General features: G+C 56.4%; 10 protein-coding genes. 5 read left to right on the forward strand and 5 right to left on the reverse strand.

What is annotated here, in order from left to right; genetic code table 11:
• Window positions 1-105: 105 nt before the first annotated feature.
• The gene (locus SH410x_RS22170) at window positions 106-1,425 is read right to left on the reverse strand and encodes a DUF1552 domain-containing protein (protein ID WP_473670825.1); all 1,320 of its coding nucleotides are present in this window, start codon (window positions 1,423-1,425) and stop codon (window positions 106-108) included.
• 651 nt (window positions 1,426-2,076) lie between these two features.
• Here SH410x_RS22170 and SH410x_RS22175 point away from each other — a divergent pair.
• Window positions 2,077-2,856 carry an SDR family NAD(P)-dependent oxidoreductase gene (locus tag SH410x_RS22175; protein ID WP_473670827.1) on the forward strand — a complete coding sequence of 260 codons (780 nt, stop codon included), beginning with the start codon at window positions 2,077-2,079 and terminating at the stop codon, window positions 2,854-2,856.
• 63 nt (window positions 2,857-2,919) lie between these two features.
• Here the strand turns inward: SH410x_RS22175 and SH410x_RS22180 are convergent, their stop codons facing one another.
• Window positions 2,920-4,992 carry a S9 family peptidase gene (locus SH410x_RS22180; RefSeq protein ID WP_473670829.1) on the reverse strand — a complete coding sequence of 691 codons (2,073 nt, stop codon included), beginning with the start codon at window positions 4,990-4,992 and terminating at the stop codon, window positions 2,920-2,922.
• Window positions 4,993-5,175: 183 nt separating this feature from the next.
• Window positions 5,176-6,279, reverse strand: a complete 1,104-nt coding sequence (locus SH410x_RS22185; protein WP_473670831.1) for a cis-3-hydroxy-L-proline dehydratase — start codon at window positions 6,277-6,279, stop codon at window positions 5,176-5,178.
• Between the two features lie 793 nt (window positions 6,280-7,072).
• On the opposite strand from SH410x_RS22185, the gene SH410x_RS22190 reads away from it, so the two are divergent.
• Entirely contained in the window at window positions 7,073-8,086 is a 1,014-nt protein-coding gene (locus SH410x_RS22190) for a ThuA domain-containing protein (protein ID WP_473670832.1), read from the forward strand.
• 67 nt (window positions 8,087-8,153) lie between these two features.
• Window positions 8,154-8,768: an HD domain-containing protein gene (locus SH410x_RS22195; RefSeq protein WP_473670834.1), complete on the forward strand. Its 615-nt coding sequence runs from the start codon at window positions 8,154-8,156 to the stop codon at window positions 8,766-8,768.
• Between the two features lie 133 nt (window positions 8,769-8,901).
• Here SH410x_RS22195 and SH410x_RS22200 read toward each other — a convergent pair whose 3' ends face one another.
• A complete protein-coding gene (locus SH410x_RS22200) occupies window positions 8,902-9,666 on the reverse strand; it encodes a platelet-activating factor acetylhydrolase IB subunit (RefSeq protein WP_473670836.1) in 765 nt (254 codons plus the stop codon).
• Between the two features lie 520 nt (window positions 9,667-10,186).
• Window positions 10,187-10,750: an elongation factor P gene (locus tag SH410x_RS22205; RefSeq protein ID WP_473670838.1), complete on the reverse strand. Its 564-nt coding sequence runs from the start codon at window positions 10,748-10,750 to the stop codon at window positions 10,187-10,189.
• Between the two features lie 232 nt (window positions 10,751-10,982).
• Here SH410x_RS22205 and SH410x_RS22210 point away from each other — a divergent pair, with 232 nt between their 5' ends.
• Window positions 10,983-14,132, forward strand: coding sequence for a DUF7133 domain-containing protein (locus SH410x_RS22210; protein WP_473670840.1), 3,150 nt, complete (start codon window positions 10,983-10,985; stop codon window positions 14,130-14,132).
• A 104-nt stretch (window positions 14,133-14,236) separates the two neighbouring features.
• Complete coding sequence (locus tag SH410x_RS22215) at window positions 14,237-15,214, forward strand: DUF4886 domain-containing protein (protein ID WP_473670841.1); 978 nt, start codon at window positions 14,237-14,239, stop codon at window positions 15,212-15,214.
• Window positions 15,215-15,342: the final 128 nt, after the last annotated feature.

Genomic DNA, 15,342 nt, shown 5'->3' on the forward strand with positions numbered 1-15,342 from the left:
TCCTTGAAAAAAATTTCCAGAGGGTGATTTCCGATGCGCCCGGCTGGAAACTCACTCCACGTATTTCCTTCGTGCTGCTTTCGCGGAGCGAAACGCGACACGTACTCATACGAGTACTTCTTTCAGAGGGCCAGTACTCACGTCAAACTTTTTCGCCATCTTGTCGTCCATGTTGAAGCGATCACAGTTCTGGCCGGCGGCTCTCAGGAGCGATGTGTAGAGTGCATTGATCGGTCGCTTGCCGTCGAGCTGTGTGAAGCAACCGGATTTGAATGCGCCGTCCAAATTGCCCAACAGCATCACCGGCCAGTTGGCGCCATTGGTATGCTGTTTGTCCGCATTGTTGCTGGTGTAGACGATCAGCGTATTGTCCATCATTGTGCCATTTCCTTCGGGGACGCTTTCGAGCGTCTCCATGATCCGGACCAGCATGCGACTGTTGTACTGGCGGATCTTGATCCAGATCGGATTGTCGGGTTGATCCATGTGCCCAAGGTTGTGCCCCTGTTGCTCGACGCCGATTCCTTTCCAGGCACCGAAGATCTCGCCACGCCCCGAGCCGATGGTCAGCGTATTGGTGATCCCCGATGTGAGGGCCGAGATACCAAGGTCCAGCAGCACGTCGTGCCAGTCGGTTTCGAACTCTGGCTCGGTGTATCGCTCGTCAACGGTGGGCGCGAATTTCCGCAGGTGACCGGCAACCGTATCGAGCCGCGTCCGTAGGCCATTGACGTCCTGGAACCCCTCTACAAATTGGCCATAACGCTGCTGGTCGGAGGCGGGTAGCGATCGCCCCTTCGCCGCGGCCAGTTTCTCGACCTGATTCATCACACTCGATCGGGCTTCGTGCTGGAGCCGAATGTTGCCGGTCGAGATGCCGCCGTATAGCATCTGATAAAGATGGTTCGGATTCGAATGCATGAAAATTGGCTGACCGGCACCGCTGGCCGATAGCGTCGCAAGCGTGGGCTTGGTCTTCATGTTCTCAATCGAGTCCATGCCGATGCACAGATGAGGTAGCAACGTCTGCGGCAGAACCTTGCTCAGTTCAAAATCGATTGTCGATGCGCTGGGCGGCACACCGTCACTACCGCGATAGCCGCCCAACGCGCCAAAGAAGGCGCTGTGCGAGGGGCTGGTGTGGATGCCGTGCAAGCCGTTGATAATGTGAAGACGTTCCTTGTACGGTTCCAATGCGCTGATCGGCTCAGGCAGCTTGGCTTTGGCCAACGAACCGCTACTGGTCATCCCCTTCGGGATACAGGTCTTCGGATCAAAGCCCTGGTTCTGCATGAAGAAGACGATACGCTTGGGCGCCGCTTGGCCGATGGGGGATGCCATGAGACGTTCGGGAATAAGCGAAGCACCCAATGCGGCACCAGTGCTGGCTGCGATTCCTTGCAGCATCTTTCTACGGCTGAGCATGATCGTTCTTTCAATGTGATTGAAGGTCGACTGTCAATTTTGAATATGTCTGGTGGACCAGGTTGATCCGAACAGACCAATCTTCGAGAATTCACATACCCGCCGCGGCGGAGACGGCCGCAGGCCATCGTGATTCGAAGTGCATGGGGAGGGAGTGGGGGCAGGAGGTGTCCGTTGAGGCTTAATGCAGCACGTTTATTCTAGCGATCCATGGATGCCGGGTCAAAGCGACTTGCTAAACCTCTCGTATCTATTGGGAATGCCGCTCTTGATTGGATGGGTGGATGGCACCTCACTTTGGATGCGAACGTCGCCCCAAACATGATTCGGCATGTCTCGTTAGGCAGGCTAATCGTGATCGCCTTTGAAACGTGGAACGCGTTTGGATGCCGAGGTAGATCAATTTGCCGCGAGCAGCGGCACCCTGCGTGGACTGGAAATCGGTTAATGTAGCGTTGCGGATCCATGCCCCTTGTTTCGTTTAGTATCGTGTGCAGGAAAACTGACGTAGGTTCGCTCGCCAGCGCGTGAGATCCCGCCGTCTGGCGACGAGTAGCTGCGGGCGAATTCATCACTTGTTGTTCACGGGGTAATGCGGATTGGCTTTCCCTGATGATTGAAGCAATTTACCCTTCGTACTGAAAGTCGTTCATGAATCGTTGGCCCGGGCTCGCCCAATTTCAACTTACCGATCAGGTCGCCATTGTCACCGGCGGCTCGAAAGGGCTTGGCGAGGCCATGGCCGCTGGGCTCGCCTCCGCGGGCGCCAACCTGCTGCTGGTCAGTCGCACTGACGATGAAGCGAAAGCAGCGGCGGCAACGATCGCGACTGAGTATCCCGTCAAAGCGATTGGCATGGCTGCAGATGTGTCCGACGAAGACCAAGTTGCCACGATGGTCGCTCGCTGCATGGAGGAGTTCGGACGGATCGACATTCTGATCAACAACGCGGGCATCAACATTCGAGGGCCGATCGAGGAACTGTCGCTCGATGACTTCCGGCAGGTGCAGCGAATCAATGTCGAAGCGATGTGGCTTTGTTGTAAACATGTCGCGGTAGTGATGAAGCAGCGGCAGTACGGGCGAATCATCAACATGGCCAGCACGCTGGGGTTGGTCGGCTTGGCAAACCGAACGCCCTATGCGACGAGCAAGGGAGCCGTCGTGCAAATGACCCGCGCACTCGGCCTCGAATTCGCTCAGGATAAGATCACCGTCAATGCGATCTGCCCGGGGCCCTTTTTGACACCCATGAACGTACCCATCGCCGATAGCGAAGAGGCGAAGAAGTTTATCGTTGGCGCAACCGCACTCGAGCGGTGGGGCGAATTGAAGGAAATCCAGGGAGCAGCCATCTACTTGGCCAGTCATGCGGCCAGCTACACAACGGGAAGTATCCTGGCAGTGGACGGCGGTTGGACCGCTCGCTGATCATGATCGAATGAAGAGGCAGAGGAAAGCTCTCAATCAGTTTCTGCTGCCTGACATCGGACTCTACTGCGGGCCCGACGCAAGGTGTTCGATCAGGTAACGAAGGATGAGCATTCTCACATGCAACTCCGATCCCCGCCCCTCACGCAAGCCATGGTCTCGATTTGGGTAAACCATATAGTCAAATGGTTTGCCTAGCTCGATGAGTCGATCGACGAGACCTTCGATGATCTGTATGTGTGTATTGGTTTCACCAGAACCCGTGATCATCAAAAGGTTACCCTTCAGCCCCTCGGCGAAGTTGATGGGGGCCGAACGTTGATAACCATCGGGATTCACTTCGCGGGTTCGCATGTAAATCTCTTGGAACCATGCGTTGTAGAGGTGCGGTTGTGGTTTGGGCACGACTGCAATTCCAACGTCGTAGAGATCCGACTGGCGAAACATGGCGTTGAGCGTGTTGGAACCACCGCCACTCCAACCCCAGATCCCAATTCGCGATAGATCCACGTAGGGTCGCACGCGACCAAGTTCTTTCAGAGCAGCCGCTTGCTCCTCGGTTGAGAGTGGCCCCAGGCTGCCGAAAATGCTTCGCCGCCATGCAGCACCTTTCGGCGCGGGGGTCCCCCGGTTGTCAATCGAGACAACCAGATACCCCATGTCAGCGACCACGCGGTGAAAGTCGATCTGGCTTGCACCCCACTTGTCCAATACGGTTTGTGAATAGGGTTCGCCATAAACGTAAACGAATACCGGATACTTCTTCGAGTCATCGAAGTCCTTCGGCTTGATCATCCAGGCGTCGAGGGAAACCCCATCGCCGATATCGAGCTGAAAGAACTCCGTCGGATGCGAGATGACTTGATCCATCTTCGCTCGCAACGGGGCTTGATCCTCCAGTACGCGAACGACTCGGTGGCTCGGCAATTCGACCAGTTCAACGGTTGGTGGTGAATCCAGAGTAGAGAATGTATGGAACGCCCAATGGGCATCTGGGGAAAAATCGTAGTCGTGAGTACCGGGCTGGTCCGCGGGAGTGATCCTTTGCAGCGTTCCCGTTCCATCCAGTGGCACGCGGTACAAGTACTTTTGGGTTGCGTTATCGGGTGACGCATAAAAGTAGAACCACCCGCCACTTTCATCGACGACCGCGCGATCGATGATGTCGTACTCACCCGGCGTCAATACCGACAGTTCCTCGCCATCGCGGGAGTAAAGAAACGCGTGTCGCCAACCATCCTTTTCGCTGACAACAACGAACGCGTCGCCATCTTCAATCCAGTCCAAACCGGAGTTGATTCCCTGGCTACCGACGGCCCACGCAGTATTGGTTTCACTGTAAATTCGTCTTGCCGGGCCCGCGAGTGAAATTAAATAAAACTCACGTTTGTCACGAAAGCGGCTCAGGGTTTCGACAAGCACTTCGTCTGAGTTCCCTGCCCAATCCACCTGCCCGAGATAGAAGCCCTCCTCGGGTACCTCGATAGGCAACCACTGAACATCACCCCCACGGGAGCTTACGACGCCCACTCTCAGCGACCCGATTTTCTCGCCTACTCTGGCAAAACGAACGTCTCGCACGCCCGGGTAGGACGGATCGTCGGGCACCAGCACGGGGCGCCGTCGGACGTGCGTTGAATCCGACTCAACGAACAAAAGGTGTTGCCCATCGGGACTCCATATGGGATCACGATAAAAAATGTCTCGATCACCGGACCGCCTCGTCAACTGAGTACGTTGTCCACTTTCAAGATCTCGGACGAAAAGATTTCGATTCTGAAACTCCACGACGCGATCTCCCGCGGGCGAAAGACGCTTCCCGTGCTCCGCCTTGTTCTCGCCGTGCGTTTCAACTCGGGTTCGCTCGCCGCTACTCGCCTCAACGCTCCAAAGGACGGAAGTCTTAGTCTTCGGATCACGCTCTCGAATCGTATATCCAGAACTGTCTGCAAGCCATTCCGCATGAAACCCCGCAGGTCGAAACTCACCGCGTTCGTAGATCGCTTTGAGCCGTGGCAGCGCTTCGTCGACCCAGGCAGCGTTCGGTGTGACTTGCGCGTTCAGACTTGCACTGCCAACGACCAGGCAGAGTGCCCAACAAGCAATCGTGGATGGGAGCGTTGAATGGACTCTCATGATGTGTTCCTCGGTTCGCAGGTGCTTTGAAAACTGGATTGGTCACTACGGTCGGATCGAGCGGGCGACCATCGTCGCCTCGTGCGCCGCGAGAGTTGCGTGGGACTCGGCGCGGAGCGAAAGACGACTCAAACCTGCTCGATCAATGGTCATGATGTCATTACCTTGACCCGAATGCACCGTTTACTTCACTTCGAAAACCGGTTCGCCCAAAACATCCATCTTGGGAGTGACGCCGAGCCCCGCGTCGGTGCTGGCGGCCATGAAACCCTGTTCGCGGCGAGGCGCACCGTCCGCCGTGCTGACGGTGACGTAGCTGTTGAAATCAGTGGCCGTGAACCGAAACTCTTCCGGTGTGCTATGCGCCAAATGGGCAATCGCAGCGGTCGTGATGTCGCCACCCCAACTGTCTTCGAGCGTCATCGCGATGCCCATTGAAACGCACAAATCGCGAGCTTGCTTGGTCTTGGTGAGTCCGCCGAGCTTGCTGATCTTCAAATTCACGACATCCATCGCGAGATCACTTTTCGCCTGCAACAACATCTCCAAGCTGTCGATGTTCTCATCGAGCACGAACGGTTGATCTGTGTGCCGCCGAATCGCGAGACACTCCTGGTAACTCAAACAAGGTTGTTCGATGTAGACATCCACATCGCGAACTGCCCGAACCACTCGCATCGCTTCGTGCTGCGTCCATCCGGTATTCGCGTCGGCAACCAATCGATCCGTTGGACGAAGAACCGAACTGACTGCGAGAATCCGTTCGATATCCGTATCAGGATCACCACCGACTTTCAGTTGGAACCGCGTATAGCCTTCATCACGATAGCGGGCCACGTTACCTGCCATTTCATCCGGCGGCACTTGCGAAATGGCTCGATACAAACGCACACTCTCGCCATATCGACCGCCCATCAGTTGACAAACTGGCAGGCCACAGGCTTTGCCAAGAATGTCCCAACACGCAATGTCGATGCCCGTTTTGACATAGGCATGGCCTTTCAGTGCCATGTCCATCCGGTGGTTCAAGACGCCAAGTTCTCGAGGATCGCTGCCAATCAGGTGCGGTGCCAGTTCACGAACTCCCGCCCGTACCCCTGCCGCATAGGCGGGCAGATAGAACGGCCCCAAGGGACAGACTTCGCCGTAGCCGATTAGGCCACATTCCGTTTCGACGCCAATAATAGTGCTATCAAAAACGGAAACGGATTTCCCTCCTGACCATTTGTAGGAACCCTCAACCAAGGGTAATTCGACGCGGTAAGCAAAAATTCGAGCGATCTTCATAGAACACATACCTCTGGATGTCATGACAACGGGGGAATTGCTTCGCGAAAGCGAATGACTCAATCGAGTAACGAAACATCGCGTGAATAACCCATGACGAATTCTCTCGTCGCCAGGCGGTGGAATCCCACACTCGGGCGAGCGTACCTACGTCAGTGTTTCTTCAACGCGATCCAAACCAGCTCAGACATCGGGTGACGCGGAGTGAATTACCCAAATCTGCTTACGTGGGCCGGAACGTGGAGCCCACGTGTCTGGCGACGGTACCTGCCTGTGAATTGGCGTGATTCAATGTCTCGCTGTCGCTTCGCACTGGCGGCATTTTATCGACTTCCCTGATCGTGCTCTTGGCTCAAAACGTCCTCCACTCGCGAAAATGCGCACAGAACGGCAACCAACCCCAAGCACGGGTAGCTCCCCTCGGTTTCGAATCCACCCACACGGAGCGGGATATCGAACATTTTTCTTAGTCGGTCCTTGCCGAAATCACCAGCGAGAAAACGACTCGTCTTTCGAGACCGCCCGCTCCGTCTCGTCTTTTCGTTCCCGGTACGCTGAGGCGATTAACGAGTCTCGGAGGGATGCTCGCGTTTCTGAAACGCTCAAACGCTGGCTGTCGAGACCGGATCAAAGTACAATCACGTGCAAGTGGGCGTGGTGGATTTTGGCGGCTTTGCGATCGCGAAGACGATCACGCCTGACAGTTATTTTGAAACCGCTGCCAGTCGCGGCCCTGGTGAGTGAAGTCGTTTGTCGAAACCATTCCGACCGTTTACAAAAGGTAAGTAGAGAGATGAAGATTCACTCATTGTTAGCACCGAGTGTTGGATTGGCGTTCTTATTATGTTGTAGTTTCGTCAGCATGGGCTCCGCGAGTGCGCAGGCACCGGAACCCAAGTTGAAAGCGTTGATCATTGACGGCCAAAACAACCATCACGTGTGGCCCAAGTCGACCATCATGATCCGGCAATACTTAGAAGACACGGGCCTGTTTGACGTCGACGTTGTCCGCACTCAATTCACTTGGAATGGAAAACGCGAAAAGCAATTTTTACCCTTGGCGGGTGCGGGGGAAACACAGGATCTTCCAAAGCCAAAACGTGACCCAGAATTTTCGCCACCCTTTGCCGACTACGATGTCGTGATCTCAAATTTTGGCAACAGCGCCGCTGATTGGCCACCGCAGACACAGCGCGCACTCGAGGCCTATATGCGAAATGGTGGAGGATTCGTTTCGGTGCACGCGGCTGATAACTCGTTCGGGCAATGGGATGAATACAACAAGATGATCGGCCTTGGCGGCTGGGGTGGCCGCGAACCGAAATCAGGCGAATACGTTTATTATACGAACGAAGGTGAACTGACCCGGGACGCAACGCCCGGCGGGATTGGATCGCACGGCCCGCAGAACAATATTCTCGCTACCGTGCGAGAAAAAGATCACCCCATCACCGCCGGCCTCCCCGAGCACTGGCTAACGGCAAAGGACGAGTGTTATGCCAAACTTCGGGGCCCCGCTGAGAACCTGACCATCTTGGCTACCGGCAAAGACCAATCTGGTAGGGCGCCGACCGACCGTCACGAGCCTATTTTAATGGTGATTGACTACGGCAAGGGACGCGTCTTTCACACCACGTTGGGCCACGATTCGTATTCCTGCGAGGGCGTTGACTTCATCGTCACGCTGACTCGCGGTTGCGAGTGGGCGGCAACCGGCAAAGTGACTCAGCCGCTACCGGAAGACTTTCCCTCCGCTGAACACCCTGTCAGTCGCCCCTTCGAGTTGCGTGAGAAGCCACAGCAGTGAATTCGCTGTTCGATCAAACCCGAAGCACCGGGTCGCTTCTTCCCTTGTTTTAATACGTGACGGCAGGATGAGAGATAACACCGGACTGATTGCGGACGTCGAAACGATCGTGCGAGATCGTATGGGCGGGCAAGCGGCGGGGCATGGGATGGATCATGTGCTGCGGGTGCTCGCGTCGGCCAGAGCGATCCAGGCAGAGACTGGTGGCCAATTGATGGTCGTTGACTTAGCCGCTCTGCTGCACGATGTAGGCGATGCCAAATTCCACGATGGTGTGGAACGCAGCGCAGAGTTTGCCCGTGAAATTCTGGGTGCACTTGGTGTCGACGAGCCGACGATCGACCATGTTGCCCATATCGTGGACAATATTTCGTTCCGAAAAGGGATCGATGCCAGCAACCTGTCTCTCGAGGGCAAGATCGTGCAGGACGCGGATCGGCTCGATGCCTTGGGAGCCATCGGCATCGTGCGGACGATTGAGTACGGCGCCGCCTTCGGCCAGCCGTTCTATTTGCCTGACGCCGGCGATGCAAAGACAGGCGTTGGGCACTTCCACGAAAAACTGTTCAAGCTGAAAGATCTGTTGAACACCGATGCGGCGCGGCGACTCGCCAAAGAACGCGAGGTGTTCATGCGCAAATTCTTGGATCAGTTCATGCGTGAAAGCTGCGTTGAAGTCTGACACGCAGCCGGATCAATCGATCACGATGTCGACGATACAGCGTGACAGAGCTATCGCAAATTGAAGGTGGCCACGCTCGCCAGAGCGTGAGATCTACGTTCTGGCGAAGTTGTGGCGAACGCAACGACTCGGTCTATTCATTCGTGGTCGTAGTGGGTTCGCCCATCAGTTTTGCAACAGTGGGTTCGATCGCTTCGGCCCAAATCGCATAGCCCTTTTCCTTGGGGTGCAACAGATCGGGCATGACTTCGCGAGTCAGGATACGGTCATCTGTCAGGAATCCTGAATTGATGTCGAGAAAGAAAACCATTTCGCCATCAGCCTGCTCTTTGATCAACTCATTTGCTTTCATATTCACCTGCCGCCCAGCGTGCGAGTCATCTTCGCCACGTGGGAAGATCGCCAGGACGAGCACCTTCATTTCAGGAAGCGTTGTTCGCAGTTCTTGGACGATCGCGTCGACACCCTCAGCAATTTCCTCGGGGGTGTTGCTGCTGCAGTTGTTCGTGCCAATCATCAGCACGGCCAACTTCGGAGAGATGTTTTCAAGGTTTCCGTTCTGTAGACGCCACAGCACATGTTGAGTCCGGTCGCCACCGATACCTAGATTCACTGCATTGCGATCGCCATAGTACTTCTGCCAAACTTCACGGCCGGACCCCTCCCAACCATGGGTGATCGAATCCCCGATCATCAGCAGGTCCGCGTTACCTTCCTTCACACGCTTATTAAAGCTCTCGTGACGCTTCATCCAATTTCCATCGCGTGGAACTGGGACGATCGCGGTATTGGGTTTCGGTGGTGCTGCGGTCTCGAGTACCGCATCCTGAGCGACACAAACCGATGCTAGTAAGAGCGTTACGACAACCGGCAACTGACACAAAACAAAGCGAGGCATTTCAGAGTCTCTGACGCATAGGAGGGGGAGGCAGGTGGGACGACGAGATCGTCGAGGAAACACAAACTAATTCAATGCCGGCACGGAATCAACCATAGACGGTGAGTTAGTGTGAGAGACTCAGACATTCTGGGGGTGTGCAAAACGGCTCATCTGACGGAAGCGTACATCGTGGAGACCGCACCTCTGCAGAGCTTCGTTCCGTTTTCCCCGGCAGGCCCACACTAATTTCCCGGCAGGCCCAGTCGAACGCAGTCAATCCAATCCCACCAATAAATCATGGGGCACTTGAGACATGCCTCCCAAACCTCCGGCGCACGCTTCCGTCGGATGATCCATATTTCAGACGCCACCGCGATCCTTGAAAATCCCGCGCACGTGGCTTATCGCTGCGGCACCCACGGTAGAACCGGACGGGCCTAAAAACGACGTGTCGGGCAGTCCGTACCAATCCGATCGCTGGCGTCTCTGCACGGCGGGATCAGTGACCTCAAACTCGCTGACCGCAAACTCGCTGGGCTCAAGCTCGAGCCAAGAACTCGCCGGTGCGGGTGTCGATTTTGAGCCGCTCGCCTTCCTTGATGTATTCCGGAACCTGGACAACGAGGCCGGTTTCGAGGGTCGCGGGTTTGTTGCGCGAGGTCGCCGAGTTGCCTTTGATGCCGGGGTCACACTGAGTGATCGTCAGTTCGACGGCGGCGGGTAACTCGATACCCACGCACGCATCGTTGTAAATCATGGCTCGGATGCCTTCCAAGCCTTCGGTCATGTAGGGCAATTCATCTTCGGCGTCTTCCAACGAGATCTCGTACTGCTGGAAATCCTCTTTGTCCATCAAGAACAGATGGGTCGGGTCGGAATACAGCATTTGGACATCGCGGCGTGAAAAGTCCGCTTCGTCCATCAGGTCGGTGCCTTTCAATGTGAAGTCGACTTTGTTTCGCGTGATCAGATTCCGCGCACGGAACTTGTAGAGCGTTGCGGCACCGCGTGCCGATGGGGAGTGGACGTTGATTCCCTTGATCACGCAGGGATTGCCGTCGTGGACCACGACGGAGCCGGTTTTGAGTTCTTTGGCGAGCATTTTGGCGTTCGAGAGGATGGTTAAATTAACGGTCTGGCAACCGGTATGCTACGTTAATAATCCATCGGGGTTTCCGGCGATAGGACACCTCCCGTCGCTTGCGAGTAAGATTCCGTCGGGTGAGCTATGATTGGTGTATAACTAGTCAGGAACTAGGTTCATGCGAGCGTAGCGAGTAAGCCGCATGCCTGGATACATAGCTCGATTTACCTCTCGCGAACAAAGTACACCTATGCCCCAACGCCCGCTTCTGTTTTTGATCTGTTCGGCATCTCTAGCTCTCCTCCTTTCGGAGAATGGGTTCGCTCAAGACCAAGCGAATCCGACCACTGAGATTGATGGGATTCAATTCACGCTCGCCCCGGGCTTGCGGATTGAAAAGGTCGCTGACGAGTCGTTGGTCAAATGGCCGATCGTCGCCGACTGGGACGATCAAGGTCGGTTGGTGGTGGCCGAGTCTGCGGGGGTGGCCAAGCCGCTTGTCGAACACAACAAAACGAAGCCTCACAAGCTGATTCGTTTAGTCGACAGCAATGGCGACGGCAAATTTGACCAACGCATCGTGGCCGCCGAGCAGCTCGCGTTTCCCGAGGGCGTCTTGTGCATCGGCAACGATGTGCTCGTCTCCGCACCGCCGCTGATTTGGAAGCTGACCGATGCCGACGGTGATGGGGTTTGTGAAAATCGCGAGGTGTGGTTCGATGGCCAGACGATCACTGGATGCGGCAACGATTTGCACGGCCCATATCTTGGCCCCGACGGCTGGGTGTATTGGTGCAAGGGAGCGTTTGCGTCCCAAACGCACGACCTGATCGACGGCGGGACACTGCAGTCTTCGGCCGCCCATATCTTTCGCCGCCGCATCGAAGGGGGGCCCATCGAACCCGTGATGACGGGCGGCATGGATAACCCTGTCGAGGTCGCCTTCACGCCTGAGGGCGAGAGATTTTTCACGAGCACGTTTTTGCAGCATCCCGGTGGTGGTCTCCGCGACGGCATCGCCCATGCCGTTTACGGTGGCGTGTACGGCAAAGAGAATTCAGTCTTGGCGAATCATCCACGCACGGGACCGTTGATGCCCATCATGACTCAGCTTGGTCCGGCAGCCCCCAGCGGATTGGCGTGTCTTCAATCCGATCGACTGACTCGGTTTGCCGAGCACGAGGAGGCACGCATCCTCGTTGCCGCCCTGTTCAATTTACAAAAGGTGACCGCCCACCAATTGGTTCCCGAGGGAGCTGGTTTCCGCTCGATCGATCACGATTTAGTCGTCGCCGACCGTGTTGATTTTCATCCTACCGATGTGATCGAAGACGCCGATGGCAGTTTGTTGGTTATCGATACCGGGGGCTGGTACGATCTGTGCTGTCCCACGTCACGAATTGACCAAAAGACGGCATCGGGAGGCGTCTACCGGATCTCGTCGGACGAAACCGCTGCCGTCGATTTCACGCGTGGCCCGGTTGCCGTGCCATCGGGCTCTGAGCAAGTGTCCACGACCGTTGACTCGCTGTACGACGAACGACCTTGGGTTCGTCGCCAGGCGGGTTTGACTTTGGCGGGGGCGTTGGCGAGTGACGAGGCGACCACGTCTCTGGACGTGATCGTCCGCGATACCGATCGTTCCCTCGACGATCGCATCACGGCGCTGTGGGCCTTGAGCCAAAGCAGCAGCCCGGCCGCGATCGCTGTCCTCTCGGACCACCTGAGCGATCCCAATCCATTGATTTTGCAGGTGGCGTGTCACGCCGTAGCCATCCATCGCGACGCGAACTCACGCCAGCCCGTCGAGCAGCTGTTGATGCATCCATCGCTGGCCGTCCGCCGCACCGCTGCCGAGGCACTCGGCCGGATCGGCAACGCTGCCTCAGTGGCCCCGCTGCTAGTTGCCTGTGAACATGCCGGCGACGATCGCCATCTGGAACATTCTCTGCTGTACGCGCTGATCGAAATCACGCAAGCAAATCCCATCGATCTGATCGCAATGGCTGATTCGGATACCAAATTACGATCCGCTCTATTGGTGCTCGACCGCACCGGACGCAGTGACCAGGTCGACATCGCTCATTTTTTCACCGCATTGAACAGTAGCGATCCTAAACTCCGCGACATCGCCGCTGAGGTTCTGGCAAAGCACCCTCAGTGGGCCGCTTCGTCGATCGAGAGAATTCGTGAGATGTTCGCTGAGATGACTGATTCGGATTCCGCCAACGCCGATAACCTTTCACGCCTGGTCGTGGGCTGGAAGAGCGAACCGTCAACGCAGCAGATGATCGCTGATTGGATCAATGGCGCGACCGCAGCGAACGAATCACAGCAACTGTTTTTGGCGAGTCAGCTGAGTCGGTTCTCGCCGACGAAGATGCCACATAATTGGGTCGGCGGAATCGCCAGCTGGTTGGCGGCATCCAACGAGCCTGTGCAACGGGCGCTGACCGAGAATTTGGCTCGGATTCAAATCGAAGCGGCCGACGCGCCGCAGTTGCTCGAAACGATGATCGATATCGCGCGGAACGCGGATCTTGTCGTCCCTCGCTTGCGCGTGCTGGCGGCACTCCCCGCGGGACGTAATGTCGAAGATGCGGAACTTGAGCAAGAGGTGGTTGATTGCTTCCTGAGCGATGATGAAACGCTCTCCCCGCTGGCATCCAAAGTTCTCCAACGAGTGAAACTCTCCGACGCAAGTGGCTTGGTCGATGCGTTGCCACGCATTCCCTCCCAATCTCTGGCCACCGCGATCGAAGCGGTCCATCGGGCGAGCGATGATGCACTTCAAGCTAAGATGCTCACCAGTCTGGCATCGCTGCCGGCAGCCAAAACGTTGCCGCAAACCTATTTGACGAACCTGTACAAGCGATCGTCGAAGGAGTTGCAGGAGCAAGCCCAACAGACGGCTGCGGATTTGGTGCGGCCCCCAGCAGATGTCAAGGAAACGGTCGACAAAATGTTGGCTCGACTTCATCTCGGCGACCCCGTTCGAGGCTTGCAAGTATTCCGCAGCAGCAAGGCGGCCTGCAGTGCCTGTCACCGAATCGGCTTTGTCGGGCACGATGTTGGTCCGGAGCTCACGCGGATTGGAGCGAGCCGAACCCCCGATGCGTTGTTGGAAGCGATCCTGTTTCCCAGCGCTCGACAAGAGCAGAGCTACCAGGGATCGCGAGTGCTGACGGTCGATGGCCAAATTCACAACGGATTGATCAAGCATCGCACACCCGAAACAATCGAACTTCAAGTCAATGCCGAGCGATCAGTCGTGATCCCAACCGACGAAATTGAGCTCTTGCAATCGAGCGATATCTCAGTAATGCCCGCTGGGTTGGCGGAGCAAATGACGATCCAAGAACTTTCGGACCTGATGGCATTCCTGCAATCGGCGAAGTAGCATCGTTCGCTAAATCCTGGACTCGACCATCTGGCGGTGATCGCTGCCTTGGCCCCAACGCGTTCTCATTATCCAGCTGACTTTCGTATAGGACTGCACACTCAATGCTTCGATCACTCGTGTTACTTTGGCTCCTGACCGCGATCTCCTTGGGGGCGTGCCCATCAGCGGTAGCGGAAACGCCGGAAGGGCAACCGTCAGGGCAGCAGAAACAGGTTCGTATTCTGACCGTTGGAAACAGCTTCACCCATAACGCAACGCGTTATTTAGACGAAATCGTTGCCGCCGCTGGACATAAACTGACGCACAAAATGCTGTCGATTGGCGGTTCCCCGCTCGAGCTTCATGCCCGGAAAGCGATGGCGTTTGAGGATGATCCTGCCGACGCATCTGCGAAATACTCGGGCGGCGAGAGCTTGCAGCAAGCGTTGCACAGCGAGCCTTGGGACTTCGTCACAATCCAACAACTCAGCAGCAAAAGTCATGCTGCCCAATCCTATCGACCCTACGCCCAGCAATTGGTCGACATCATCCATCGCGATGCGCCCCAGGCTGCGGTGCTGGTCCATCAGACCTGGGCGTATCGAAGCGATGACCCGCGATTCCGAAAAACCAGGCCTGTCGCGGGCGAACCGGCCACCCAACAAGCCATGTATCAGGGTTTGAGCGAGGCCTATCGAACGATCGCGGAGGAACTGTCGGCGAGCCGGATTCCGGTCGGCGACGCATTTTGGATTGCCGATAACGATCCGCAGTTCGGATACCGTGCGTCCCTCGAGTTCGATGCCGCGTCGCTCGAATTCCCCGAACTTCCCAAGCAAAACCACTCACTTCACGTGGGTTACCGCTGGAACGATCGCAATGGCAAGCCACAGTTGGGCATGGACGGCCATCATGCAAACCTGGCCGGTGAATACCTCGGAGCATGTGTGTGGTACGAGTGCTTGTTCGGCGAAAGCCCCGTCGGCAACAGCTTTGTGCCTGAAGAACTGGATGCTGAATTTGCCGCGCACTTGCAAAAGATCGCCCATCAGGCGGCACAGCAAGGCGGTGATGTGGCCCACGGTATTGCCGGTGAGTAGCGATCCGTCTACCAACGGATGATAACAACGAGTGAGTGGACGCCGCGATCGCAACGACCACCGGGCACCGGTTCATCGTGAGGAAACCGCAACGACTCCAAATGGTCCGCCAGGACTGTTGTCGCATC

This window comes from Rhodopirellula sp. SH410, assembly GCF_055811895.1.